The following is a 24,934-nucleotide window of genomic DNA, read 5'->3' as shown; positions in this document are numbered from 1 at the left end:
ATGTGTCCCGCAGAGCGGGACATGGGGTAGGATCGGGACCCACGGGGGCGAGTCGCCCCGGATGGAAGGGCCCGGCCCGGACCGACGACCACAGAAGCGACCAAAGAGGAGAAACCACACTCATGGCTATCGATGTTCTCTACGACGACGACGCCGACCTGTCGATCATCCAGAAGCGCAAGGTCGCCGTCATCGGCTACGGCTCCCAGGGCCACGCGCACGCCCAGAACCTCCGCGACTCCGGCGTCGAGGTCGTCATCGGCCTGCGCGAGGGCTCGAAGTCGCGCGCCAAGGCCGAGGAGGCCGGCTTCGAGGTGAAGACCAACGCCGAGGCCGCGAAGTGGGCCGACCTCATCGTCCTGCTCGCGCCCGACACCACCCAGGCGGAGATCTTCAAGAAGGACATCGAGCCCAACCTCAACGACGGGGACGCGCTGTTCTTCGGCCACGGGCTCAACATCCACTTCAAGCTCATCGAGCCGGCCGACACCGTCACCGTCGCGATGGCCGCCCCGAAGGGCCCGGGCCACCTCGTGCGCCGCACCTTCGTCGACGGCAAGGGCGTGCCCTGCCTCATCGCCGTCGAGCAGGACCCCGAGGGCACCGGCAAGGACCTCGCTCTCTCCTACGCCGCCGCGATCGGCGGCGCCCGCGCGGGCGTGATCCCCACGACCTTCCGCGAGGAGACCGAGACCGACCTCTTCGGCGAGCAGGCCGTGCTCTGCGGCGGCCTCGAGTCGCTCATCATCAACGGCTTCGAGGTCCTCACCGAGGCCGGTTACGAGCCCGAGATGGCCTACTTCGAGGTGCTCCACGAGATGAAGCTCATCGTCGACCTCATCTACGAGGGCGGCATCGGCAACATGAACTACTCCGTCTCCGACACCGCGGAGTACGGCGGCTACCTCTCCGGCCCGCGCATCATCGACGACTCCGTCAAGCAGCGCATGCGCGAGGTGCTCTCCGACATCCAGGACGGCACCTTCGTCAAGCAGCTCGTCAAGAACGTCGAGGAGGGCAACAAGGACCTCGAGGAGCGCCGCGCCCGCATCGCCGACCACCAGATCGAGGCCACCGGCTCGAAGCTGCGCGACCTCATGAGCTGGGTGAAGAACCCGCTCGACCAGACCGCCTAGGAGACCCCGAGGGCGGCCCGCGAAGGGAGAAGGGGAGACCCCTCCCGGTCCTCACGCGGGCCCGCCCGGTCGCCGGCCCCGCCCCGCCGCCCGCCACCTGCGGCGGGCGGTGGGGTGGTGGCGCCCGGGCGGGATTTATGATGATGTGATTATCGCTACGTACACAACAGAGTCGGGGACCCGGGCTATCGGCGCCCGCCGCGACGCGAGGGGAAAGGGGCCGAAGCCATTCTCGTGCCACTGAAACGACTAGCAGCCCTCGGCGGCGCCGCGGCGCTCGCCGCGACGACGCTTGCCGCCTGCGACTCCGGCGAGCAGGAGGGCACCGACGACGGCGCCAACGCCGCGGGCAGCATTGAGGAGGCCGCCGCTGCCAACCGCTCCCGCCAGGTCGACGAGCGCTTCGGCGAGACCCCGAAGGTGCTCGCCGACAACGACCATTCGGGCGTGGCGAGCTCCGAGCTGTACTTCGAGGACTCCGAGACCGCCATCGTCACCGGCCCGACGCTCGCCGAGCAGCTGCGCGGCGCCTCCATCGCGGTCGCCGCCCACGCCCCGGTCTTTCGGCTCTCCGAGGGCGTCGAGTCCGACATCGCCGCCGAGATCGACCGGCTTGGCGCGGGCAAGGTGCTCCTTGTCGGCGACGCCGACATCGACCTCGGCGACGACGTTGAGACCATCGAGGACCCCGGCACCGCAGAGGGGCTCACCTCTCTTACCAGCCTGCAGTTCGAGGAGCGGGTGGTCAGCGACCAGGGCGACATCGCCGAGGCCGTCGCGGGCCTCGACGGGCAGGATCCGCAGTGGATTAGGCCCTCCTGGGAGGGGCTTCCCGGCCAGCCCGCCCCCGAGGACGAGTACGGCGCCGGCGAGGAGTCCGAGTCCGCGGAGTCGAGCAGCCCCTCGAGCGCCGAGTCCGCCTCGGCCTCCGAGGGCGAGCCCGGGGAGGGCAGCTTCCCCGTGCAGTCCGCCCGCGACGGCGACGCCGGCCCGATCACCGTCTCCCACCCGGGCAGCACGATCGCCGACATCGCGAACGCGCGCGCCTGGGGCGCGCCGGTGCGCCACCTCGACTTCCCCGACCCGCGCATCGACGAGGACGCCACCAAGGCCGTGGCGGGGCTCTCCGACGGGCCGCTCATCGCGCTCGGCTCCGAGTTCGGCACCGACACCTCGCTGGGCCGCGCCATCGAGCTCGCCGAGGACCCCGGCGAGGAGCTGCCCGGCGGCGGGCACCTCGTCTTCCCGGGCCGGCGGATGATCGCGCTCTACGGCCACCCGTCCGGCGGCGCGCTCGGCGTCATGGGCGAGCAGGGCCCCGAGGAGTCCGTCCAGCGGGTCAGGGAGCTCATCTCCCAGTACGAGCAGTTCGAGAGCGAGGAGCCCATCATCCCCGCCTTCGAGATCATCACGACGATAGCGTCCAGCGAGCCCGGGCCCGAGGGCAAGTACACGAACTACACCGAGGCCGAGGAGCTCGAGCCCTATATCGACGCCGTCGTCGACGCCGGCGGGTACGCGGTGCTCGACCTGCAGCCCGGCAAGGCGAGCTTCCTCGAGCAGGCGAAGGCCTACGAGGACCTCCTCAAGCGGCCCAACGTGGGCCTCGCGCTGGACCCGGAGTGGCGCCTCGAGGACGGTCAGGAGCCCGCCGCCCAGGTCGGCCACACCACCGCCGCGGAGATCAACGAGGTCGCCGACTGGCTCGCGGAGTTCGTCTACGAGAACGACCTGCCGCAGAAGGCGTTCGTCGTCCACCAGTTCCAGATGCAGATGATCCGCGACCGCGAGGACGTCAACACCCACCACCCGGAGCTCGCCTACGTGCTCCACGCGGACGGCCACGGCGTGCCCGAGGAGAAGTACGGCACCTGGCACGCGATCCAGGAGGACCTCGACCCGCACTGGTTCCTCGCGTGGAAGAACTTCATCGACGAGGACCAGCCGATGTTCACCCCGGAGCAGACCTACAACGACGTCTCGCCCCGCCCCTGGTTCGTCTCCTACCAGTAGATAACTAAGGCCCTCGCCGCCCGGGGCTTGGCGCCCCGCGCGCGGCACGGTCCCCAAGAGACGCAGGCAGCCCGCCGCCCCGACACGCTCGGGGCGGCGGGCTGTTTCTCTTGTTTTGGAGCGCCGTCTCGCCGGATGGGAAAGGGCGCGGCCCGATCGCCGAGGGGCGAGGGCTGCGCTTCGGGGAGCCCGCCAGGGGGGGTCGCCCGCCGGGATCGGGCAGTGTCCCGCTGGGGATAGAGCAAGGCCCCGCCTGGCGCGCGGGAATCGCGCCGGCGGGGCCGGTCAAGGTCCACGGCGACAGGGCCGAGACCCGGTCGGGCGCCGTGCAGCCCGGCCGGGAAAGGAGAATCCTACTCGCCGCTGCCAGGCTGGCCGATCTGGATCATCCGCTCGACGGCGTCGCGGGCCCTGGATGCGGTCTCCTCGTCAACGGTGACGCGCTCCTCGCCGAGCGCCAGGCTGCGCAGCAGCGCCGCCGGGGTGATCATCTTCATGTACTTGCACGTGGCGTTCTCGTTGACGGGGGAGAACTCCACCTCGGGGGCGGCGTTGCGCAGCTGGTGGAGCATGCCCGTCTCCGTGGCGACGAGCACCTTGTTCTTGCCCTCGAGCTCGTTGCGCTTCGCGGAGTCGATCATCTGCCCGGTGGAGAGCATGTGGACCCGCTCGTTGTCGACGACGCCCTCGCCGGCGAGGTAGATCGCCGAGTTCGCGCAGCCGCACTCCGGGTGGATGTAGAGCTCCGCCTCGGGGGAGGCCTTGACCTGGTCCTGGAGGTCCTTCGAGGAGATGCCCGCGTGCACGTGGCACTCGCCGGACCAGATGTGCATGTTGTCCCTGCCGGTCTGGCGCTTGACGTGGGCGCCTAAGAACTGGTCGGGCCCGAAGAGGATCTCCCGGTCCCTGGGCAGGCTCTCGACGACGTCGACGGCGTTCGAGCTCGTGCAGCACACGTCGGTTAAGGCCTTGACGTCGGCGGTGGTGTTGACGTAGCTGACGACCAGCGCGTCCGGGTGCTCCTCCTTCCACCCGGCGAGCTCTTGGGCGGTGAGCGAGTCCGCGAGCGAGCAGCCCGCCGCGGCGTCGGGGATGAGGACGGTCTTCTCGGGAGAGAGGATGGCGGCGGTCTCGGCCATGAAGTGCACGCCGCAGAACACGATCGTGTCCGCGTCGGTCGAGGCGGCCTGCCTGGCGAGAGCGAGGGAGTCGCCGGCGAAGTCGGCGATGTCCTGGATCTCGCCGATCTGATAATTGTGCGCGAGGATGACGGCGTTGCGCTCTTCCTTTAAGCGGCGCACCTCGCTGGCCCACTCCTCGTCGGGCGCGATGCCGGTCCAGCTATACCCGTCGTGGCGGGCCTGGGAGAGGAGCGGTGAGTCGTAAACCTCGAGGTCGGAGTCCATCGTGGTGTGAGTCATAGGCCGTAGACTATCACCGGCAAAACTGGCGGCCATCTCACCTCTCGCCTGCTTCGTTAACCTCGACGAAACTGAGAATTTAACCTGCCTGGGCGGCTCCTTGTTGGCTCCCGGAGACAGAGTAGTCTGGGCAACGAACGGGGCGCCGGCCCGGGCTGGGTCACAGCTCCCCGGGTCCATCACCGGCGCCCGGGGCCGGGGCGGGCGCGCCGTCCGATGCACCCTCGCCGGGAGCCTTAAAGCGCGCGTGAGCCCGCGCGGGCCCCGGGCGAGCCTCGTGTCTGCCACGACCACACCCGCGAGCGGAAGGAGCGCCCCTTGGCCCGCCCTGTTGTTGTTATCGCCGATAAACTCTCCCAGTCCACGGTCGACGCGCTCGGCGATTCCGTCGAGGTTCGCTGGGTCGACGGCACGAACCGCGAGGAGCTGCTCGCCGCCGTGCCCGAGGCGAGCGCGCTGCTCGTGCGCTCGGCGACGAAGGTCGACCGGGAGGTGTTAGAGGCCGCGCCGAAGCTCAGCCTCGTCGGGCGCGCCGGCGTCGGCCTCGACAACGTCGACGTCGACTCCGCGACCGAGTTCGGGATTATGGTCGCCAACGCGCCGACCTCGAATATCCGCTCCGCCTGCGAGCAGGCCATCGCGCTGACGCTGGCGACGGCCCGCAACACCGCCGCCGCGGACAAGAGCGTCAAGGCCGGCGAGTGGCGCCGCTCCGATTTCGTCGGCGTCGAGCTGTACGAGAAGACCATCGGCATCGTGGGGCTCGGCCACATCGGCCAGCTGTTTGCGCAGCGGCTGCGCGCCTTCGAGGTCGGTGAGATCATCGCCTACGACCCGTATGCGAACCCCGCGCGCGCCCGGCAGCTCGGCATCGAGCTCACCGACCTCGACGACCTCGTCTCCCGCTCGGACTTCATCACCATCCACCTGCCCAAGACCGCGGAGACCACCGGCATGTTCGACGCGGAGTTGCTCGCCAAGTCGAAGCCGGGCCAGGTCATCGTCAACGCCGCGCGCGGCGGGCTCATCGACGAGGAGGCGCTTGCCGAGGCCATCGAGTCGGGCCGCATCCGCGGCGCGGGCGTCGACGTCTACGAGTCCGAGCCGCCTAAGGACTCCCCGCTGCTGCGCCTCGGCGAGCGGGTGACTCTCACCCCGCACCTCGGGGCGTCGACGAAGGAGGCGCAGGACCGCGCCGGCTCGGATGTGGCCGCCTCCGTGCTCAAGGCCTTAAACGGCGAGTACGTGCCCGAGGCCGTCAACGTGCCCGGCGGGAACGTCAGCGAGGAGGTCTCCGGCTGGCTGGACCTCACCCGCAAGCTCGGGCTCGCGGCCACCAGGCTGCTTGGCGACGTGCCCGTCGCGCTGCAGGTCACCGCCCGCGGCGAGCTCTCCAGCGAGGACGTCTCGGGGCTCGGCTCCTCGGCGCTGCGCGGGCTGCTCGCCGATATTTCCCGAGTGCCGGTAACCTTCGTCAATGCGGAGATGATCGCCAAGGAGCGCGGGGTGCGCGTCTCGGTCGACACGTCGCCTGAGTCGACGACGCACCGCTCCACCGTCGAGGTCGCCGCTATCGCGGGCAACGGCGACTCCTACCACATCGAGGGCGCGATCACGGGCCTCAACCGCGTGGAGAAGATCGTCCGCCTTGAGGGGCGCGGCATCGACCTGCGCGCCGAGGGCGTCAACCTGTTTATCAGCTACCGCGACCAGGCGGGCATGCTCGGCAGGGTCGCCACGCTCATTGGCGACCACGGCATCAACATCGAGAACGCCGCGCTCGCCAAGGACCGCCGCGGCGGCGACAAGGCCATCCTCGTCGTGCAGCTCTCCGAGCCCGCCGGCGACGAGCTCCTCGAGCGCCTCCGGGACCGGCTCCAGGCCTCCGCGCTGCAGATCGACCTCGACTAGCGGGCAGAGCGGGGCCGGGCGCACGGTCCCGACCCCGCTTCGTTGTCGATAGGTTTCCACTAACGCCCCCGGTCGGGGGGAATCTTCCCCGGCCGGGGGCGTCGTTTGTGCAGCTCAGGGCCTCGATTGTCAGTACCGTTCCAACATTGTTGAAACGCTAATGACAATTCAGTAGCGTGGGAGTCACGGCAGGAACGGCGGACAGCGAAGCCGCCGGGGAGGCCGGCCGCGGCGGGATCGCGCCGCGGGAAGAGACCGAGAATCACGCTTTGGTTGATTGAAGGAGTTGTCATGACCGCGCCGACCCACGAGATTCACCAGGACCACGCCCACGAGCACGGCCCGAACTGCGGCCACGTCGCCGTCCCCCACGGCGATCACGTCGACTACGTCCACGACGGCCACCTCCACCGCGCGCACGGCGACCACTGGGACGAGTGCGTTCCCGCCGAGCACGAGGCCCACGAGGAGCACCCGCACGAGCATGGGCCCAACTGCGGCCACGTCGCCGTCCCGCACAACGACCACGTCGACTACATCCACGACGGGCACCGCCACGCCGCGCACGGCGACCACTGGGACGAGCACTAGTCTCTCCCGCCACTCAGGCCGACCGGGCCCCGCGCCACACCCTGGCGCGGGGCCCGGTTGTGTCGTTTCCCGACGCTCGGCGGCGCCGCGCCCTCCGGTTCTTCGTGGATCGCCGCGGGGGAGCGGGGCGGCGCCCGGTTCCGCCCCGGGGGCTATGGGTGCTGCGCTAGACTGGCCTGCGAGCCGATCTGAGAAAGGAATCCTGCAGCATGAGAATTGCCGTCATCGGTGGCGATGGCATCGGCCCCGAGGTCACCGCCGAGGCCTTAAAGGTCCTGCGCGCGCTGCGCCCCGAGGTGGAGACCACGGACTTCGACCTCGGCGCGAGGCGCTACCTCGCCACCGGGGAGATCCTCACCGACGAGGACCTCGCCGCGCTCAAGGAGTACGACGCGATCCTGCTCGGCGCCGTCGGCGACCCCGAGCGCGTCGCGCCCGGCGTCCTCGAGCGCGGGCTCCTTCTCAAGCTGCGCTTCGCCCTCGACCACTTCGTCAACCTGCGCCCGGCGAAGCTCTACCCGAACACCTCCTCGCCGCTCAAAGACCCCGGCGAGATCGACTTCGTCGTCGTCCGTGAGGGCACCGAGGGCCTCTACAGCGGCGCGGGCGGCATCCTGCGCGAGGGCACGCCGAACGAGATCGCCTCGGAGGTCTCCCAGAACACCCGCTTCGGCGTCGAGCGGGTCGTGCGCGACGCTTTTGCGCGCGCCAACGAGCGGCGCAAGCACCTCACGCTCGTGCACAAGACCAACGTTCTTACCCACGCGGGCTCGCTGTGGTCGCGCACCGTCGACGAGGTCGGCGCCGAATACCCCGACGTCGAGGTTGGCTATGAACACATCGACGCCGTGACCATCCACCTGGTGACCGACCCGCAGCGCTACGACGTCATCGTCGCCGACAACCTCTTCGGCGATATCATCACCGACCTCGCGGGCGCGGTGACCGGCGGGATCGGGCTCGCCGCGAGCGGCAATATCGACGCCACCCACACCAACCCTTCGATGTTCGAGCCGGTGCACGGCTCCGCGCCGGACATCGCGGGCAAGGGCGTCGCCGACCCCTCGGCGGCGATCCTCTCGGTCGCGTTGCTCTTGCGTCACCTCGGCGACGAGGAGGCCGCCGCCCGCATCGACAAGGCCGTCGCCGCCGACGTCGCCGCCCGCGGGGCCGAGCAGATCCGCACCGTCGAGGTCGGCGACCGCATCGCCGCCGCGGTCGCCGGCTAGCGACGCCGCCCCTCGGGAGAAGGCGCGCCGACAGTCCCGCCGGCGCGCCGCGCCGCCCCGTGCCCGCCCCGCAGCCTCGGGCGGCTAGGGCTGGCTGCGAGGTCCACCGCTCTCACAGGTAAGCTTGAGGAACATGCGTATTGGGAGAATAGCCACGCCAGAGGGCATGACCTTCGCGGTCATCGGCGACGGGGACGACCCGGTCGCCAAGCAGATCAAGGGCACCCCGTTTACCCCGCCCGAGTACACCGGCAAGGAGTGGCGCTTAAGCGAGGTGCGCCTGCTCGCGCCGATGCTGCCGAGCAAGGTCGTCGCCATCGGCCGGAACTACGCCGACCACGTCGAGGAGGTCTTCAAGAAGAAGGCCGAGTACCTCCCGCCGACGATGTTCCTCAAGCCCCCGACAGCCGTCGTGGGGCCGGGCGCGCCGATTAAGATTCCCGAGATCGCCACCGGCGTCGAGTTCGAGGGCGAGCTGGGACTGGTGATCTCCCGGCCGTGCAAGAACGTCAAGCGCGACGACTGGCGCGACGTGACCCTGGGCTTCACGTGCGTCAACGACGCCTCCTCGCGCGACCTGCAGTTCAAGGACGGCCAGTGGGCGCGCGCCAAGGGCTTCGACACGTTCTGCCCGCTCGGCCCCTGGATCGAGACGGACATCGACTCCGTCGACGTCGAGGACCTGCCGATCAAGGCGCACCTCACCCACGACGGCTCCACCGAGACGAAGCAGGACTCCAACTCCAACCAGATGATCCTCTCGATCGGGGAGATCGTCGAGCTCGTCTCGGAGACGATGACGCTGCTTCCCGGCGACGTCATTAGCACCGGCTCGCCGGTGGGCAGCGGGCAGATGGTGCCCGGCGACGATATCGAGATCGAGATCCCCGGCGTCGGGAAGCTGAAAAACCCCGTCCAGGCCGCCTAGCGCCCGCCGTCTAACAGAATCATCGGGCCCCGCCTGACCGGGCGACCCCTTAGTACGAAAGCCGACTCACCTAGCCCCGCATGGACTTCTCCGACCTCGCCACGCTCGTTGTTGTGTGGCTCGCCGCGATCGCGAGCCCCGGCCCCGATATCGTCCAGATCGTACGGCTGGGCAGCCGCCAGCGCTCCTCCGGGGTGTGGTGCGCGCTCGGCATCATGACCGGCAACGCCGGCTGGATCGTCGCGACGCTCGCCGGCCTCGCGCTGCTGGTCACCGCCTACCCCGGCATCCTCGTCGCCCTGGAGATCGCCGGCGGCTGCTTCCTCGCCTGGATGGGCTTCTCCTCGATCCGCGGAGGAGTAACAGAGCTGCGCGCCTCCCGGCCCGTGCCCGCCTCGAGCGGCGGCGCGCCCGCCGAGCCCGGGGTCGCGGCGGGCGCGAGCTCCCGCCCCGCGCCCGGGCCGGTGAAGTCCTGGCGCACGGGGGTTGTCACCAACCTCGCGAACCCGAAGGCCATGATCTTCTTTGGGGCGGTCTTCGCCCAGGTCGCCCAGCCCGGGGCGTCGATCGGGTGGCTCGCGCTCGCGGCGGTCGTCCTCATCGTCGTGGGCGTGGCGTGGTTCGTCGGCGTCGCGCTCGCCGTCGGGGCGCTTAGCCGCTGGCTCAACCGCCACGCCGCCCTCGTCGAGCTCGTCACCGGCGCGATCCTCCTCATCCTCGGCGTCGTCCTCGTCGCCACCGGCGTCGCGGACCTCAGGCTCGGGTCCTAGCGGGCCCTCGACTCCTCGGCCGTTTAACCGGCCTCGGCCCCGGCCCCGCGCGGCGAACCCGCCGCTCGGGGCCGGGGCCCTCGCCGTGCCCGGGTGTCGCCGCCCGCCCAAGCATTCTTTCCCCGCGGAAAGGAACCGTCGACGAACCCGAGGGCCGCCTCATAAGGTCACCGAATTAGTGCCGCGCGCACCGCCCTTAAACCCGGGCGGCGCCGCGCAGCCCGGGAACGGGGACTCAAGTCTCCCCGGCCGCGGCCGAGAGGCCGAGTCGAGCGCCCGGGAGCCCACAAGGCCCGATCGACGCGGAAGAGGAGTACCCCATGGCCGAGGACGCGCCCAGCGAGGATACGAGGGGCGGGACGACCGCCCCGACCCTCACCGAGCTTCGGCCCGGGGAGCGCCCCGAGCGGGTGCGCGCCTAGCGCGGCGGCCAGCGCCGCGCGCGCACGTGGCGCGCCGAGGGGCTGCTGCGCATGCTCGAGAACGCCCTCGAGATTGGCGAGAACCCCAAGGAGCTCATCATCTACGCCTCGCTGGGGCGCGCCGCGCGCAGCTGGGAGGAGGCGCACCGCATCGTCGCCGCTCTCCTCGAGCTCGAGGAGGACGAGACGCTCGTCTTGCAGACCGGCCGGCCGATCGGCGTCGTGCCGACGAGCCCGCGCTCGCCGATGGTGGTCTCCGCGATCAACAACACCGTCGGGCGCTGGTCCGACCCCGAGCGCTTCTACGAGCGCGCGAGGGAGGGCAAGACCATCTGGGGCGGGCTCACCGCCGGCGCCTGGCAGTACATCGGCCGCCAGGGCGTGCTCCAGGGCACCTACGAGCTGCTTCGCGTCGTCGCGGAGCGCCACTTCGGCCTCCAGGCCGGCGAGCAGGCGCTGGGCCGCTGGTTCCTCACCGCGGGGCTCGGCGGGATGGGCTCGGCGCAGCCGATCTCCGCGCGGATGCTGGGCATCAGCTCGATCACCGTGGAGATCGACGAGACGAAGGCCAGCCGCGCGCTGGAGACGGGCGGGCTCGACGAGCTCACCCGCGGCCCGGCCGAGGCCCACCGCATCCTCAAGCGCAGCATCGATTCCGGCTCGAGCGTGGCCGTGGGGCTGATCGGCAACGCCGCCGACGCCTTCGAGTGGTTCGCCGACAACGACATCGTTCCGGACATCGTCTCCGACCAGACAGCCGCGCACGACGCGCGCTACGGCTACGTGCCCGCCGGCTACGAGCTCGACAAGTGGGTCGAGCTCCGCGAGACCGACCCGGCCCGCGTCGAGACGGACGCCCGTGAGTCCATCGCCAGGCAGGTCGAGGCGATCCTGCGCCTCCAGGGGGCGGGCGCGGTCGCCTTCGAGAACGGCAACAACCTCCGCGCGCAAGCCCTCGAGCACTTAGGCGAGGGCGAGACCGAGCGCGTCAACCGGATCCCCGGGTTCATGGCCGGCTACCTTCGGCCCTTCTTCGCCCGCGGGATCGGGCCGTTTCGTTGGGTGTGCCTCTCCGGCTCGGAGGAGGACCAGCGCACCGTCGACGAGCTCGCCGCGACGCTCTTTCCCAACCGGCCCGAGGTCGCCGCGTGGATCGAGCTCGCCCGCACTCACATCCCCTCGCAGGGCCTGCCTGCGCGCTCGTGCTGGCTCGGCCACGGGGAGCGCTCCGCCCTGGCGCGCGCCGTCAACGAGAGGGTCGCCGACGGCACGATCAGCGCGCCGGTGCTGTTTACCCGCGATCACCTCGACTCGGCGGGCATGACCAACCCGCGCATCGGCACCGAGGGCATGCGCGACGATTCCGACGGGGTCGCCGACTGGCCGCTGCTGGATGCGATGCTGCTCTCCGCCGGGGGAGCGGACCTCGTGGCCGTGCACTCCGGCGGGGGCGGCTACTCCGGCTGGATGCAGTCCGCCGGCGTTTCCGTCATCGCCGACGGCACCGAGGGCGCCGCCGGGCGCCTCTCCCGCGCGCTCGACTCCGACTCCGGCCTCGGCGTGCTTCGGCACGCGACCGCCGGCTACGAGGAGGCGGTGCACTCCGCCGGATCCGGCGGGGAGACCGGCAATGCCCCGGTGCGCCTCATCGCCGCCCCGCCCGATGTGGCCGGTGACGATGACTAAGCCCCAGCGGTGATACGGAAAGGAACTCACCCCACCATGCGTGAACTGACCCCCACGGACGCCCGCAACGCCGTCATCGGCGGCGGGGTGCTCGCCTGCGGAGGCGGCGGCTGGAAGCACCACGGCGAGCTCATGGGAGACCTCGCCACGAGGCTCAACCGCCCGGTGCTGGCGGGTATCGACGAGCTGCCCGAGGACACCTGGGTCGCGACGGTCGCGGCGATCGGCGCGCCCGCCTCGAAGAACTGGGAGCTCCGCCCCGTCGACTACGTCCATGCCCTCGAGGAGCTCATCGAGCAGACCGGCAAGCCCATCTCCGCGGTGTTCACCGCCCAGAACGGCTACTCGACGACGCTGAACGGCTGGATCTAGTCCTCGGTTTTGGGCGTGACGGTGCTCGACACCGCGGGCGACGTGCGCGCCCACCCGACGGGCAAGCTCGGCTCGCTGGGCCTCCAGGAGCGCGAGGGCTACGAGACCACCCAGGTCGTCTCGGGCGGGAACCGGGAGCTCGGCGGGCACTTCCTCTCGGTCAACAGGGGTCGGCTCAACACGTGTGACGACGTGCTGCGCGACATCTCCATCAGGGGCGGCGGGTTCATCGCCTCGGCGCGCAACCCGCTCGAGATCTCCTACGTGCGCGAGCACGCCGCCCACGGCTCCATCTCGCTCGCGCTCGACCTGGGAGCGGACATGCAGGAGGCCGGCGGCGGCTCCGAGCTCGTCGACGCCGTCGCCGAGCGGCTCGGCGGGGAGGTGCTCGCCACCGGCCCGCTCACCATCGAGGAGCCCGTCGAGACCTACGGCAGCTTCGACCACGGCGCGTTCCGCGTCGGGGAGTATGTCGTGCCCTTCCTCAACGAGTTCATGGCCGTCACCAGCGGCGAGGAGCGCGTCGCGAGCTACCCGGATTCCATCATCATGATCGACCTGGAGACCAGCGACTCCGTCGCCGTCAAGGACGTCGGGGAGGGCGGGCATGAGACCGCGCTCATCGTCGTGCCCGCAGGAAAGCTGCCGGTCTCCACCTCGGCGATCGACCCGACCGCGCTGCGCGAGTGCGAGGAGATCTTAAAGATCCCGTTCCTCGAGCACCTGGACGAGAGCCTGCGCGGCGGGACGAACGCCTACCGCCCGGCGGGGGAGTAGACCGGAAGGCAGGCGCCGCAGCCCCGGGTTCGTCCCGGGCGGCGGGGCCGGGAAGCCCGGGCCGACCCCGGCCGCTAAGAAACAGACCAGTCGGTACGACATAGACTAGATGGGCCAGAAGGCCCGGCGACGAGACCAGTGTGGGGGAGGGTGAGATGACCACGACGCAGCGCGCCAGGGAGGCGCTCCTCGAGCTCGGCTCCAGGGAGGCCACCCCCTGCGACGTCGAGCGCATCGCCGCCCGCGGCACCCCGGTGGCCTTGAGCGCCGAGGCCTACCGGCGCATCGACGACGCCCGCGGCCTCGTCGATGCCCTGGTCAACTCCGACACCCCGGCCTACGGCGTCACCAGGGGGCTGGGCCCGCTGCGCGACCAGCCGATACCGAAGGGCCTGCAGGAGCTCTTCCAGGAATTCGTGTTCACCTCCCACAACGCGGGCACCGGCAGGCTCCTCGACCGGATCGAGGCGAGGGCCGTCATGGCCACGAGGCTAGCGGTCATGGCCCGGGGCAACTCCGGCGGGAGCAGGACGCTCATCGACTCGCTCGCCGCGCTGCTCAACGCCGGGATCACGCCGGCGATCCCCGAGGTCGGATCGGTGGGCTCGGCGGACCTCGCGCAGCTCGCGGCGGTCGGCTCCGTCATCGTCGGCCACGGCCGCGTGCTCGGAGATGGCGGCGGCGTCGTCCCCGCCGCTGAGGCGCTCGTCCGGGCAGGCCTCGCGCCCGCGCGGCTGGGCGCGAAGGACGGCCACGCGCTCGTCGTCGGCAACGCCGGCTCGGTGGGCATCGGCTGCCTCGCCGCCGGCCAGCTCTCCACCCTGATTAGGGAGGCCGACCTGGCCGCCGCATCGAGCATCGACGCGCTCTCGTTTAACACCGGGGTCTTCGACAAGGAGGTCGTAGAGGCCAGGGCCCACCCCGGGCAGATCCGCGCCGGCGAGCGGATGCGGGCGCTGTTCTCCGGCGGGGCGCTCGGCGACGGGGAGGTCCGCCCCGCGAGCCTGCAGGACCCGCTGTCCTTTAGGACCATCCCGCAGGTGCACGGGGTGCTCCTCGAGCAGCTCTCCCAGCTCAACGAGGTGCTTACCGTCGAGCTCAACTCGAGGCCGGAGAACCCCTACATCGACCTTGCGCGCGGCCGGATGGTGTCCAACGGGAACTTCTCGGCGCTTCGGCTCACGCTCGCCCTCGAGCAGGCCAGGGTCGCGCTCGCGCACCTCATGATCCTCTCGGAGCGACGCATCTCGGTGCTCATCTCCAGGCTGCGCACCGAGCGCCCGCTCTCCGAGCAGCTCGCGGGCTACGCGCGCAACGACAGGCCGATCGTGCCGCCGGTACTCTCCAACATCGCGGCGACCCTCTCGGTGCGCGGCCAGCACCTCGCCAACCCCATCTCGCTCTACACCGCCGTCGTCGGCGACGGGGTCGAGGACCACAACTCGCAGGCCTACTCCGCGGCCCGCCGGCTGCGCGAGGCCGTCGACCTCGCCGGGCAGCTCTTCGCCATCGAGCTGCTTGCCGCGGTGGGGGTCGCGGCGCTCGACCCGGAGGTCTACCACCGCCGCCGCGGCCCGAGGCTCGCTGGACTTCTCGGCCGCGCGGCGCGAATCTATTACCAGTACGACCCCACCGGAGAAACCCAGATGCAGCTAGACGCACTGCAGGACCTGCTCGCCGAGGAGGCCGCGCGGCGCGACGGGCGCTGCCAGCCTGGCCCCAGGGGCGACTCCTCGACCACCTAGCTTCCCCTCGCCCTGACTGAAGGATTTTCACCCATGATCACGTTCGACAACGTCACCAAGGTTCACCCGAACGGCACCACCGCGGTCAAGGACCTCAACCTCACCGTCGAGGAGGGCTCGATCACCGTCTTCGTCGGCCCGTCCGGCTGCGGCAAGACGACCTCGCTGCGGATGATCAACAAGATGACCGACCCGAGCGAGGGGCGCGTCATCGTCAACGGCGAGGACATCGCCGACGTCGACCCCGTCAGCCACCGGCTCGGCATCGGGTACGTCATCCAGCACGCCGGGCTGCTGCCGCACCGCAGCGTCCTCGACAACGTCGCCCAGGTGCTGCGCTTAAAGAAGGTGCCCAAGGACAAGGCGCGCGCCGCCGCGCGCGACGCCATCGAGCGGGTGCGCCTCGCCCCGGAGCTCGCCGACCGCTACCCCGCGCAGCTCTCCGGCGGGCAGCAGCAGCGCGTCGGCGTGGCTCGGGCGCTCGCCGCCGACCCGCCGATCCTTCTTATGGACGAGCCGTTCTCCGCGGTCGACCCGGTCACCCGCGACGACCTGCAAAACGAGGTGCTGCGCATCCAGAAGGACCTAAAGAAGACCGTCGTCATCGTCACCCACGACATCGACGAGGCGCTACGCCTCGGCGACAAGATCGCGGTCTTCGCGCGCGGCGGCGTCGTCCAGCAGTACGCCGCCCCCGAGACGCTGCTCACGCGTCCCGCGAACGAGGAGGTTGAGCAGTTCATCGGCCGCGACCGTGGCTTTCGGGCGCTGTCCTTCCAGCCGGCGCTGCGCTTCCCCGACGGCCGCGAGATCTCCGTCGAGCCCCTCGGGGAGGCCGCCGACGGCGCCCGGCAGGCCCCGGAGGGCTGGCGGCTCGCTGTCGGCGCCGACGGCTCGGCGGAGAGCTGGGTCGCCGAGGACGGCGACACCTTCCCCGTCGGCACCGTCGCGAGCCTCGAGGGCGGGAGCCTGCGCTCCACGCTCGACTCGGTGCTCTCCTCGCCGGGGCCGTTCGGGCTCGTCGTCGACGGCGAGGACCGCCCCGTGGGCACCGTGGCGAGCCAGGACGTCTTCGAGCTCGTCGACGACAAGGCGGGGGTGCGCTAAGTGACCTGGCTGTTCCAGAACTGGCAGCAGGCCCTCAGCCTCACGCTGGAGCACATCTACCTCTCGGTCGTGCCCATCGTCATCGGGCTGATCATCGCGCTGCCCATCGGGATGCTGCTCTACCGCACGAAGGTCGCGCGCCGCGTCGCGGTCGTCCTCTCCTCGGTGGTGTTCACGATCCCGTCGCTCGCGCTGTTCGTCGCGATGCCCGCGGTCGTCGGCACCCAGATCCTCGACCCGCTCAACGTCATCATCGCGCTGTCGCTCTACTCGGTGGCGCTGCTCGTGCGCACCGTCTTCGAGTCGCTCGACTCCGTCGACGAGGACGTGCGCCAGGCGAGCATCGCGATCGGCACCTCGCCGCTCAAGCAGGCGGTCTTCAACGACCTGCCGCTCTCCATCCCGGTGCTCACCGCCGGCGTGCGGGTCGTCGCGGTGACGAACGTGTCGATGGTCTCCGTCGGCGCGGTCATCGGCATCGGGGGCTTAGGCCAGCTCTTCACCATCGGCTACCAGCGCAGCTACCCCGACCAGATCCTCGCCGGGATCATCGTTATCCTTCTGCTCGCGTTCGTCTTCGACCGGCTGCTCGCCTTCATCGGCCGGGCGCTGACCCCGTGGACCCGCGTCGAGCAGAACACCAGGCGCGGCAAGACCCGGCGCCCGAAGGAGAAGAAGCCCGCCACCGACGGCTCCGCCCCGGGCGTGGCCGGCCCCGCGACGAGGGAGGTCGCCAATGTTCGCTGACATGATCGCCTTCTTCGCCGACGGCTCCAACTGGCTCGGCTCGACGGGCATCCTCGCCCGCCTGGGCGAGCATCTGTGGTACTCGGTCCTCGCGCTCGTCGTCGCCGCGGTGATCGCCTTCCCTGTGGGCGTGCTCATCGGGCACACCGGCAGGGGAGTGGTCTTCGCGGTGGGCGCCGCGAACGTCATGCGCGCCCTGCCGAGCCTGGGGCTCATGACCTTCCTCGTGCTCATCGTCGGGCTCGGGCTCGCGTCGCCGGTCATCGCGCTCGTTTTGCTCGCGATCCCGCCGCTGCTCGCCGGGGTGTACTCCGGCATCGACAACGTGCCCAACGACACCGTCGACGCGGCGCGCGCGATGGGCATGACCGAGCGCCAGGTCATTGTCCAGTGCGAGCTGCCCATCGCCCTGCCGCTCATCGTCGCCGGGGTGCGCAACGCGATGCTCCAGGTCATCGCCACCGCGATGATCGCCGCCTACGTCAACCTCGGCGGGGTGGGCCGCTACATCTTCGACGGGCTGGCCGTCTACGACTACGGCCGCATGATGGTCGGCGCGGTGCTGGTTACCACCCTGGCGCTCGCGGTGGACGGCATCCTCGCCGCCGTCGGCGCGCTCGTCGTGCGCCGCGTGCGGCCGCGCACCGAGCCCCCGGCGAAGGCCGCCAGGAAGAAGCGCCAGAAGGTCGCAGCCTAGCGGCGCCGGCCGGAGACCCACGCCGTACCGCCCGGGCAGCACCGGGCGGCGGTATTTCCCCTTAGCAATCACCTAGTTTTCGATCACCTTCAAGGAGTGACTTAGCCATGACCATTAGCAGGAAGGCCGCCCTGGCCGCCGCGTCCGCGACCGCGATCGTGCTTGCGGGCTGCTCCGACCCGTTCGACGAGCCCGAGGGCGACGGCGGCGGCGAGGCCTCGGGCGACGACGACACGATCGTCGTGTCCTCGGGCAACTTCGTCGAGTCCGAGATCCTCGGCAACCTCTTCGCCGAGACGCTCCGCGACGCGGGCATCGAGGTCGAGGAGCGCTTCAACATCGGCGCCCGCGAGGCCTATATCCCCGCCCTCGAGGACGGCTCCATCGACCTCGTGCCGGACTACACCGGCAACCTGCTTCTCTACTTGGACCCGGAGGCGGACATCTCGCCCGGGGCGGACGTCCAGGCCGCGCTCGACGAGCAGGTCGAGGAGCTGGGGCTTAGCGTGCTCGAGCCCGCCGAGGCGGAGAACACCGACACCGTCACCGTCACCTCGGAGCTGGCCGAGGAGTGGGACCTCACCGAGATTGGCGACCTCGCGGAGCACAACGACGAGCTCATCCTCGCCGGGCCCCCGGAGTTCAACGAGCGCGACCGCGGCATCCCGGGCCTTGAGGAGCTCTACGGCGTCGAGCCGGACGAGTTCGTCGCCATCGCCGACGGCGGCGGGCCCGCCACGGTGCAGGCGCTGCTCGACGGCGACGTCCACGGCGCGAACATCTTCTCCACGAGCCCGGAGATCGAGGAGAACGACCTCGTCACCCTCGAGGACCCGGAGGGCAACTTCCCCGAGCAGTTCGTCGTGCCGCTGATCAAGTCCTCGAGCCTCACCCCTGAGATCGAGGAGGCGCTCGGCAAGCTCACCGCGGAGCTCACCACCGCGGAGCTCACGAGCCTCAACGCGCGTGTCTCGGGCGAGGAGAAGCTCGAGCCGAAGCAGGCCGCCATCGAGTGGCTCGAGGAGAAGGGCATCATCGGCTAGCCCGTTACCTAAGCCGGGCCCGACTCCTACTCGGTGCCCCGCGTCCTCAGCGCCCCGCCCACGGCCCCTCGGCCGGGCGGGGCGCGGTTCTTTTTGTCTGTGACGCAAGGAACAATAGCGAGAAACTATTTCCGCCCTGCTAGTTGTCGAGAATGGAAATAGCGTCCCGATAATTTCATTCTTCGTCGGCGCGGGATCCGTTTTCCTCGAGTGGAATGGAACATTCCCCGGTTTTTCTTTTCGCTCCTACAGTTTTCCCGGTACGACGCCGCCCGGAAATCAGATTTTCCTTCCGGGCGGCGAGCCGCGTGAAAGGAAACGGGGAATCGGGGATGGTGCACGACACCAGCGTGTCCGCGGGCGAGCGGACCGCCGAGGGGAGTAAGCAGGGCGGTCGCCGGCCGGAGTCCATGCGCCGGGTCGTCGCCGGCTCGATGGCTGGCAACGTGCTCGAGTGGTTCGACTTTTCGAGCTACGCGTTCTTCGCGACGTATATCGGCGCGAACTTCTTTCAGACCGGCGACGCGTTCAGCGCGCTCATGAGCGCGTTTATCGTCTACGGCGTGGGCTACGTCGCCAGGCCTTTGGGGGCGCTGCTGCTCGGCGCGTACGGGGATCTCAAGGGCCGCAAGGCGACGCTTCTTCTTACCGTGTCGATCATGGCGGCCGGCACGTTCATCATCGCCTTCGCGCCGCCGGTGGGCGTGCTCGGCGTGGGCGCGACGATCCTGCTCTGCGTCGGCCGCCTGCTGCAGGGCTTCTCCGCCGGCGGGGAGATCGGCGGCGCGACGTCCTACCTCGTGGAGAAGGCTCCGAACGACCGCAAGATCCAGGTCGTTGGCTGGCTGCAGGCCACGATGGCGGTCTCCAATATCCTCGCCGCGGTCATCGGCGTGGCGATCACCGGGCTGTTTAGCGAGCAGCAGGTCACCGAGTGGGCGTGGCGCATCCCGTTCATCATCGGGCTGCTCATCATCCCCGTGGCGCTCTACATCCGCTCCTCCCTTACCGAGACCGAGGAGTTCGTCGACCTCGAGGCCAGGCGCAAGGAGCGGCGGCGCCGCCCGGTGAGCATCCTGCTTAAGCGCTACTGGCGCCACATCCTCATCGCCTCGGTCATGGCGATCTCCTGGCACACGACGACCTCCGGGCTCATCATCTTCGCGCCCACCTACTACTCCATGCCGGAGACCGGCCTGGGGTTCAGCTCCAACGAGGCGTTCGTCGCCTCCCTGGTGGGCAACATCGCGATGTTCGCGGCGTGCCTCGTCTCCGCGGCGGTCGCGCAGCGGGTCGGCTACCGGCTCTCGCTAGGTGCGACGCTCGCCGCGATGGCGGTTATCCCGCTCGGCGCGCTCGTGGCGCTGCACGCGAGCCCGAGCCTGCCCGCGCTGCTCGTCGCGCACACGGTGAGCTGCGCGGCGGTCGGCTCCTACGTCGGGATCATCCCCTCGGCGATCGCGCGCGTGTTCCCCACGGTGGTGCGCTCGACGGGCACGTCGGTGGCCTACAACCTCATCGGCATCGTCTTCGCGGGCATGACCCCGGCGCTCATGACGTGGCTGACGACCCACACCGTCTACTCCACGGGCCTCTACGTGCTCGTCACCGCGCTGATCGGTCTCATCGCGCTGCCGCTGTTTTTGCGCTACGTGCGCCGCCCCGGCGACAACGCCGACCCCGAGGACTAAAAGGGGAAGCATCGGCGGGTGCGCGCCGCGCCCCGCCCGCCCAAAACCGAGCGCCCCGGCCGCGCGGCCGGGGCGCTCGTGCGCGAGGGAAGGGGAATCCCGCTAGCGGGCGCGGGTCCCGTCGGCGAGCTCGAAGAGGTGGCGAAGCACCTTCCCGCCGCTGGCGCGCAGCCCGTTGTGCTCGTGCTCGCTGGTGACGAGCCGCTCGACGCCGGGCAGGAGGTCGGCGGTCTCAAGCGAGAAGCGCAGCGGCACGAACGCGTCGGTCGCGTAGATCGCCGCCGCGCCCTTCATCCCGCTCTCGGCGAGGGCCTCGGGCTCCCAGAGGGTGGGCCACTCCCAGCCGGCGAGCTCGGCCGCGGCCTCGCGCCAGGGCCGGAAGGCGGGAACGGTGTCGGCCCACTCGCTGAACACGTGCTCGCCGGTGAACAGGCTGGAGTCCTTGACGAACTCCTCGGGCAGCGCCCGCTCGGCCGCCCAGTTGGTGGCCTCCCCGTTGGCGTAGGAGGACTCGTGGAGCACGTAGTAGAGCGGGTTGCGCCCGTCGAAGGGCAGCAGGCCTGCGAGGTCGTGGGCGAAGGCGGGGTGCTTAGGGCCTAAGTCGAGGAGGGCGGCGAGCTGCTGCCACCCGTCGTTCGTGCCGAGCAGGTGGCCGAGGCTCTTCAGGCGCGAGGGGCTCACCGCCTCCCCGTCGGGCAGGACGATGGTGCGCTCCGCGGCGCGGGCCTCGAGGTCGCGGACCACGGGGCGAAGCTTGGGGAACGCGCGGTAGAAGCGCTCGCTGTGGCGTCGCAGCTCCCCGTAGGTCTCCCGGTAGATCTCCTCGACCCCGCGGGTCACCGAGGGTAGCCCGCCGGTGAAGTACGCCCGCGAGATCGAGCCGGGCGCGGCCTGCGCGTAGTGCAGCAGCGTGAAGCCGCCGAAGGACTGGCCGAGCACCGACCAGCGCTTCACCCCGAGGTGCTCGCGCAGCGCCTCGGCGTCGCGGACGATCCCGTCGGCCCGGAAGTGGCTTAAGTACTCCGCCTCGGGCACCTCTCCCGCGGGGGAGACCCCCAGCGGCGTGGAGCGCCCGGTGCCGCGCTGGTCGAGGAGGACGAGCCGGTGGCGCTCCAAGGCGGTGGGGAACCAGTCGGCCGGCACGCGGGGCGCCTCGTTGCCGGGCCCGCCCTGGAGGAAGAGGAGGTGCTCGAGGTCCTCTCCGCCGGGCGGGGTGATGACCCGGGCGAAGACGTCGATCTCGTGCTCGTCGCCGGGGTCGGTGGACAGCGGCACGGTGATGGTGTGGTCGTCGATCCGGTAGGGGCCGAGCCACGTCGTTTCGGTGCTCATGGCCGCCCCAGCCTAGTCCCGCGCGCTCGCGCGCGTCGGGGTGCTAGTCGACGTCGTCGGTGTCGATGCCCAGGCAGCGCAGCACCGTGGAGAGCTTCGTCGTCGTCTCCGCGAGCTCGGTCTCGGGGTCGGAGTCGGCGACGATCCCGCCGCCGCCCCAGGCCCGGGCGCGCGCGCCGAGGGCGTCGATCTCCGCGCAGCGGATCGCGACCATGAACTCCCCGTCGCCGCGCGCGTCCGCCCAGCCCACGGCGCCGCCGTAGAAGCCGCGATCGGTCTCCGCGCCGGAGATCACCGTCATCGCCGCGTCCGTCGGGGTGCCGCACACCGCCGGCGTGGGGTGCACCGCGGCGACGAGTTCGAGCGCGGTGTAGGCCTCGTCGGCGAGCGTCCCGCGGATCGGGGTGGCGAGGTGCCACAGCTCGTTGGTCGAGGTGAGGATCGGGGAGTCCGGCACGTCGAGGGTCTCGCACAGCGGCCCCAGCCGGGATGTGAGGTGCTCGACGACGAAGCGGTGCTCGCCTAAGTCCTTCGCCGACGCCGCGAGCCTTCCCGCGGCCAGCCGGTCGTCGGCGGGGTCCGCGGCCCTCGGCGCCGAGCCGGCGAGCGGGAAGGCCGTCACGGTGCGCCCGCGCTTCTTGATGAGCACCTCCGGTGAGGAGCCCACCAGCGTGTGGCCGAAGTACGCGCCCCCGGCCGGCGAGAGGTCCGCCAGGAACCCATCCCTGGTGGGGGAGGCGTCGATGAGCCGCGCGGCGAGCGCGCGCGGGTCGACGCGGCGCGCGAAAGCGATGGTCACCGCGCGGGCGAGGACGACCTTGTCGAGCGCGGTGCGCTCGATGGTGCGCCGGGCCGCCTCGACGCGGGCGAGGTGGCGCTTCTTCGACGGGTCGAGCCCGGTGATCGTCGCCTCGATGGGGGAGCTCGCGCCGGCGCGGTAGTAGGCCGGCGGCTCGAGCGGGCCGGGGGAGCGGATGACGCTGCGCGGCGCGGTGAGAGCCGCGGGCTTGTCGATCTCGAAGGGGATCGCGCCGACGATCATCGGCTCCTCGTGGGGCTCCCCGGCGGCCGGGGGGCGCGAGTGCCTTCCTGGCGCGTTGCTCGCCAGCCACCGCCCGGCCTCCCCGATGGAGGAGAACGTCTTCAGGGCGCCCTGGGTGCGCACCGATCCGGTGGAGCGGGAGAGCAGGAAGTCGGGCGCGGTCGACGGGCGCGGGGTGGGCATATCCCCTCATGCTAGTAGCCGGCTTTCCCTCGCCGGTCGCGGCGGCGAGGGGGTGGGCTGGCTGGGATACGATTGCGGCCATGAGTGACGTTCGCGTGAGATTTTGCCCATCGCCCACCGGAACCCCGCACGTGGGGCTGGTGCGCACCGCCCTGTTCAACTGGGCGTACGCCCGGCACACGGGCGGCAGGCTCGTCTTCCGCATCGAGGACACCGACGCGGCCCGCGACAGTGAGGAGTCCTACCAGGCGATCATCGAGGCGCTTAAGTGGCTGGGGCTCGAGTGGGACGAGGGCGTCGAGCGCGGCGGCCCGAACGAGCCGTACCGGCAGTCGCGCCGCGGGGAGATCTACCGCGACGTGCTCGAGAAGCTCAAGGAGGCGGGTTATGTCTACCCGGCGTACTCGACCGCCGCGGAGGTCGAGGAGCGCCACCGCGCCGCGGGCCGTGACCCGAAGCTCGGCTACGACAACTTCGACCGGGACTTGAGCGACGAGCAGCGCGAGGCCTTCGAGGCGGAGGGCCGCAAGCCGGTGTGGCGGTTCAGGATGCCGGGCCACGACTTCTCGTGGGAGGACCTCGTGCGCGGCGAGGTGTCCTTCAGCGCGGACACGCAGCCGGACTTCGTCGTGGCGCGCTCGAACGGGCAGCCGCTCTACACGCTGGTCAATCCCGTCGACGACGCGCTCATGGGGATCACCCACGTGCTGCGCGGCGAGGACCTGCTCTCCTCGACGCCTCGGCAGCTCGCGCTCTACGAGGCGCTCATCGAGATCGGCGTGGCAAAGGCCACCCCGCGGTTCGCGCACCTGCCGTTCGTCATGGGGGAGGGCAACAAGAAGCTCTCCAAGCGCGACCCGGAGTCCAACCTCTTCAACCACCGCGACGAGGGCATCATCCCCGAGGGCATGATCAACTACCTCGCGTTGCTCGGCTGGTCGCTCGAGGGCGACCGCGACGTCTTCAGCGTCGACGAGCTGGTCGAGAACTTCGACGTCGCCGACGTGCTCGGCAACCCGGCGCGCTTCGACGAGAAGAAGCTGCTCGCCATCAACGCCGACCACATCCGGCTCCTTAGCGAGGACGAGTTCGAGAAGCGGCTGCGCGACTACCTCACGGAGTTCACCGACTTCCCGGCCGACTACCCGGCGGAGAAGTTCTCCTTCGCCGCGAGCCTCGTGCAGACCCGCATCAAGACCCTCGGGGAGGGCTACCGGCTGCTGAAGTTCCTGGTCACCCCGGACGAGGAGCTCGCCTACGACGAGAAGGCCGCCCGCAAGAACCTCAAGCCCGAGGCGAGGGAGGCCGTCACCGCCGCCATCGACGCCCTGGAGGGCCTCGACGGGTGGCGCCACGAGGACATCGAGAAGGCGCTCTCCGCGGCGCTCATCGACGGCCTGGGGCTCAAGCCCCGCAAGGCCTACGGCGCGCTGCGCGTCGGCGCGACCGGGGCTGCGGTCTCCCCGCCGCTCTTCGAGTCCCTCGAGCTCCTCGGCCGCGAGTCGACGCTCAACCGGCTTAAGGCGGCGCTCGACTTCATCGACGCCCGCGCCGAGGACTAAAATCTCCGGGCGGCGCGGCGCCCCGAGAGAGTCAGCGGCGCCGCGGCCCCGCAGACAACGCCCGGCCGCGGCGCGCGGTTTTCGCCGTGAGCTGGGCGTTTGTCTTCCCGGCGGCGCCCACCCTATAGTGTTCTTCGTCGCCGAGCACGGCGGTCACCGCGAACAGGCGGTACGGCCGAGGGAAGCGACGATGGCCTATGGTGTAATTGGCAACACAGCGGTTTCTGGTACCGCCATTCTAGGTTCGAGTCCTGGTAGGCCAGCAGCGAAAAATAAACATTCGCTATTCCTATGCCCCGTTCGTCTAGCGGCCTAGGACGCCGGCCTCTCACGCCGGTAACACGGGTTCAAATCCCGTACGGGGTACCACAGGACTGCCAAGTCCATCGGCGCACAGGCCCCCTTCACCGAGCACTCGGTGGAGGGGGCCTCGTCGTGTTCGCGGCGCGACAAGGGCACGTGCGGCGGCTCCCGCCGGGCCCCGGCCGCGCCGCCCGCGCCCCGAGCTCCCGCCGGCGGGAGGCCTCTG

The 24,934-nt window shown here is 70.5% G+C and carries 19 protein-coding genes, 2 tRNA genes and 1 pseudogene; 19 read left to right on the top strand and 3 right to left on the bottom strand.

The window, feature by feature from the left end:
• Positions 1 to 122 precede the first annotated feature (122 nt).
• Both ilvC and HMPREF9719_RS04260 read left to right on the top strand, forming a co-directional pair.
• Positions 123 to 1,136, top strand: a complete 1,014-nt coding sequence (gene ilvC / locus HMPREF9719_RS04265; RefSeq protein ID WP_004600740.1) for a ketol-acid reductoisomerase — start codon at positions 123 to 125, stop codon at positions 1,134 to 1,136.
• Positions 1,137 to 1,370: 234 nt separating this feature from the next.
• Positions 1,371 to 3,149: a hypothetical protein gene (locus HMPREF9719_RS04260; RefSeq protein ID WP_004600739.1), complete on the top strand. Its 1,779-nt coding sequence runs from the start codon at positions 1,371 to 1,373 to the stop codon at positions 3,147 to 3,149.
• A 353-nt stretch (positions 3,150 to 3,502) separates the two neighbouring features.
• Here HMPREF9719_RS04260 and nadA read toward each other — a convergent pair whose 3' ends face one another.
• Positions 3,503 to 4,570, bottom strand: a complete 1,068-nt coding sequence (nadA, locus tag HMPREF9719_RS04255; protein WP_051001403.1) for a quinolinate synthase NadA — start codon at positions 4,568 to 4,570, stop codon at positions 3,503 to 3,505.
• A gap of 318 nt (positions 4,571 to 4,888) precedes the next feature.
• Between nadA and serA the strand changes: the two genes are divergently transcribed.
• The 14 genes and pseudogenes from serA to HMPREF9719_RS04185 all read left to right on the top strand — a co-directional run bounded on the left by serA (position 4,889) and on the right by HMPREF9719_RS04185 (position 20,286).
• A complete protein-coding gene (gene serA, locus HMPREF9719_RS04250; RefSeq protein WP_004600737.1) occupies positions 4,889 to 6,481 on the top strand; it encodes a phosphoglycerate dehydrogenase in 1,593 nt (530 codons plus the stop codon).
• A 291-nt stretch (positions 6,482 to 6,772) separates the two neighbouring features.
• Entirely contained in the window at positions 6,773 to 7,072 is a 300-nt protein-coding gene (locus tag HMPREF9719_RS04245) for a hypothetical protein (RefSeq protein WP_004600736.1), read from the top strand.
• 209 nt (positions 7,073 to 7,281) lie between these two features.
• Positions 7,282 to 8,301 carry a 3-isopropylmalate dehydrogenase gene (locus tag HMPREF9719_RS04240; RefSeq protein ID WP_004600735.1) on the top strand — a complete coding sequence of 340 codons (1,020 nt, stop codon included), beginning with the start codon at positions 7,282 to 7,284 and terminating at the stop codon, positions 8,299 to 8,301.
• 133 nt (positions 8,302 to 8,434) lie between these two features.
• Complete coding sequence (locus tag HMPREF9719_RS04235) at positions 8,435 to 9,229, top strand: fumarylacetoacetate hydrolase family protein (RefSeq protein WP_004600734.1); 795 nt, start codon at positions 8,435 to 8,437, stop codon at positions 9,227 to 9,229.
• 80 nt (positions 9,230 to 9,309) lie between these two features.
• On the top strand, positions 9,310 to 9,999 hold the full coding sequence (locus HMPREF9719_RS04230; protein WP_004600733.1) for a LysE family translocator: 690 nt from the start codon (positions 9,310 to 9,312) through the stop codon (positions 9,997 to 9,999).
• Positions 10,000 to 10,433: 434 nt separating this feature from the next.
• Positions 10,434 to 12,107, top strand: a pseudogene (locus tag HMPREF9719_RS04225) (urocanate hydratase); the annotation flags it as partial.
• Between the two features lie 36 nt (positions 12,108 to 12,143).
• The gene (locus HMPREF9719_RS09900) at positions 12,144 to 12,479 is read left to right on the top strand and encodes an S-methyl thiohydantoin desulfurase domain-containing protein (RefSeq protein WP_004600730.1); all 336 of its coding nucleotides are present in this window, start codon (positions 12,144 to 12,146) and stop codon (positions 12,477 to 12,479) included.
• Positions 12,480 to 12,494: 15 nt separating this feature from the next.
• Complete coding sequence (locus HMPREF9719_RS04215) at positions 12,495 to 13,256, top strand: S-methyl thiohydantoin desulfurase domain-containing protein (protein WP_004600729.1); 762 nt, start codon at positions 12,495 to 12,497, stop codon at positions 13,254 to 13,256.
• 155 nt (positions 13,257 to 13,411) lie between these two features.
• On the top strand, positions 13,412 to 15,001 hold the full coding sequence (locus HMPREF9719_RS04210) for an aromatic amino acid ammonia-lyase (RefSeq protein WP_004600728.1): 1,590 nt from the start codon (positions 13,412 to 13,414) through the stop codon (positions 14,999 to 15,001).
• 33 nt (positions 15,002 to 15,034) lie between these two features.
• Positions 15,035 to 16,108 carry an ABC transporter ATP-binding protein gene (locus HMPREF9719_RS04205; RefSeq protein WP_004600727.1) on the top strand — a complete coding sequence of 358 codons (1,074 nt, stop codon included), beginning with the start codon at positions 15,035 to 15,037 and terminating at the stop codon, positions 16,106 to 16,108.
• Complete coding sequence (locus HMPREF9719_RS04200; protein WP_004600726.1) at positions 16,109 to 16,855, top strand: ABC transporter permease; 747 nt, start codon at positions 16,109 to 16,111, stop codon at positions 16,853 to 16,855. It abuts the gene before it with no gap.
• Positions 16,845 to 17,552, top strand: a complete 708-nt coding sequence (locus tag HMPREF9719_RS04195; protein ID WP_004600725.1) for an ABC transporter permease — start codon at positions 16,845 to 16,847, stop codon at positions 17,550 to 17,552. The genes HMPREF9719_RS04200 and HMPREF9719_RS04195 overlap by 11 nt, the downstream gene beginning before the upstream one ends.
• Before the next feature lie 107 nt (positions 17,553 to 17,659).
• The gene (locus HMPREF9719_RS04190; protein WP_004600724.1) at positions 17,660 to 18,595 is read left to right on the top strand and encodes an ABC transporter substrate-binding protein; all 936 of its coding nucleotides are present in this window, start codon (positions 17,660 to 17,662) and stop codon (positions 18,593 to 18,595) included.
• A gap of 332 nt (positions 18,596 to 18,927) precedes the next feature.
• The gene (locus tag HMPREF9719_RS04185) at positions 18,928 to 20,286 is read left to right on the top strand and encodes an MFS transporter (protein WP_004600723.1); all 1,359 of its coding nucleotides are present in this window, start codon (positions 18,928 to 18,930) and stop codon (positions 20,284 to 20,286) included.
• A gap of 102 nt (positions 20,287 to 20,388) precedes the next feature.
• On the opposite strand, the gene HMPREF9719_RS04180 is transcribed toward HMPREF9719_RS04185, so the two are convergent.
• The gene (locus tag HMPREF9719_RS04180; protein ID WP_004600722.1) at positions 20,389 to 21,618 is read right to left on the bottom strand and encodes an alpha/beta fold hydrolase; all 1,230 of its coding nucleotides are present in this window, start codon (positions 21,616 to 21,618) and stop codon (positions 20,389 to 20,391) included.
• Positions 21,619 to 21,661: 43 nt separating this feature from the next.
• The gene (locus HMPREF9719_RS04175) at positions 21,662 to 22,843 is read right to left on the bottom strand and encodes an isochorismate synthase (protein ID WP_004600721.1); all 1,182 of its coding nucleotides are present in this window, start codon (positions 22,841 to 22,843) and stop codon (positions 21,662 to 21,664) included.
• Positions 22,844 to 22,923: 80 nt separating this feature from the next.
• Between HMPREF9719_RS04175 and gltX the strand changes: the two genes are divergently transcribed.
• From gltX to HMPREF9719_RS04160, 3 genes are all read left to right on the top strand, one after another.
• Positions 22,924 to 24,405, top strand: coding sequence for a glutamate--tRNA ligase (gene gltX / locus HMPREF9719_RS04170; protein ID WP_038075449.1), 1,482 nt, complete (start codon positions 22,924 to 22,926; stop codon positions 24,403 to 24,405).
• A gap of 191 nt (positions 24,406 to 24,596) precedes the next feature.
• A tRNA-Gln gene (locus HMPREF9719_RS04165) sits at positions 24,597 to 24,668 on the top strand.
• 30 nt (positions 24,669 to 24,698) lie between these two features.
• Positions 24,699 to 24,774: transfer RNA gene (locus HMPREF9719_RS04160), tRNA-Glu, on the top strand.
• Positions 24,775 to 24,934: the final 160 nt, after the last annotated feature.

This window comes from Corynebacterium otitidis ATCC 51513 (assembly GCF_000296405.1).
Lineage (GTDB): Bacteria > Actinomycetota > Actinomycetes > Mycobacteriales > Mycobacteriaceae > Corynebacterium > Corynebacterium otitidis.
This window is presented reverse-complemented; position numbering and strand designations above follow the sequence as displayed.

What these genes read in the sequence shown, in the direction of transcription:
- gltX (WP_038075449.1), top strand. Translation starts at nt 22,924, where the DNA reads ATGAGTGACGTTCGCGTGAGATTTTGCCCATCGCCCACCGGAACCCCG.
- HMPREF9719_RS04245 (WP_004600736.1), top strand. Translation starts at nt 6,773, where the DNA reads ATGACCGCGCCGACCCACGAGATTCACCAGGACCACGCCCACGAGCAC.
- HMPREF9719_RS04195 (WP_004600725.1), top strand. Translation starts at nt 16,845, where the DNA reads ATGTTCGCTGACATGATCGCCTTCTTCGCCGACGGCTCCAACTGGCTC.
- HMPREF9719_RS04190 (WP_004600724.1), top strand. Translation starts at nt 17,660, where the DNA reads ATGACCATTAGCAGGAAGGCCGCCCTGGCCGCCGCGTCCGCGACCGCG.
- HMPREF9719_RS09900 (WP_004600730.1), top strand. Translation starts at nt 12,144, where the DNA reads ATGCGTGAACTGACCCCCACGGACGCCCGCAACGCCGTCATCGGCGGC.
- HMPREF9719_RS04235 (WP_004600734.1), top strand. Translation starts at nt 8,435, where the DNA reads ATGCGTATTGGGAGAATAGCCACGCCAGAGGGCATGACCTTCGCGGTC.
- nadA (WP_051001403.1), bottom strand. Translation starts at nt 4,570, where the DNA reads ATGACTCACACCACGATGGACTCCGACCTCGAGGTTTACGACTCACCG.
- HMPREF9719_RS04175 (WP_004600721.1), bottom strand. Translation starts at nt 22,843, where the DNA reads ATGCCCACCCCGCGCCCGTCGACCGCGCCCGACTTCCTGCTCTCCCGC.
- HMPREF9719_RS04210 (WP_004600728.1), top strand. Translation starts at nt 13,412, where the DNA reads ATGACCACGACGCAGCGCGCCAGGGAGGCGCTCCTCGAGCTCGGCTCC.
- HMPREF9719_RS04240 (WP_004600735.1), top strand. Translation starts at nt 7,282, where the DNA reads ATGAGAATTGCCGTCATCGGTGGCGATGGCATCGGCCCCGAGGTCACC.
- HMPREF9719_RS04205 (WP_004600727.1), top strand. Translation starts at nt 15,035, where the DNA reads ATGATCACGTTCGACAACGTCACCAAGGTTCACCCGAACGGCACCACC.
- HMPREF9719_RS04180 (WP_004600722.1), bottom strand. Translation starts at nt 21,618, where the DNA reads ATGAGCACCGAAACGACGTGGCTCGGCCCCTACCGGATCGACGACCAC.
- ilvC (WP_004600740.1), top strand. Translation starts at nt 123, where the DNA reads ATGGCTATCGATGTTCTCTACGACGACGACGCCGACCTGTCGATCATC.
- HMPREF9719_RS04230 (WP_004600733.1), top strand. Translation starts at nt 9,310, where the DNA reads ATGGACTTCTCCGACCTCGCCACGCTCGTTGTTGTGTGGCTCGCCGCG.
- HMPREF9719_RS04185 (WP_004600723.1), top strand. Translation starts at nt 18,928, where the DNA reads ATGGTGCACGACACCAGCGTGTCCGCGGGCGAGCGGACCGCCGAGGGG.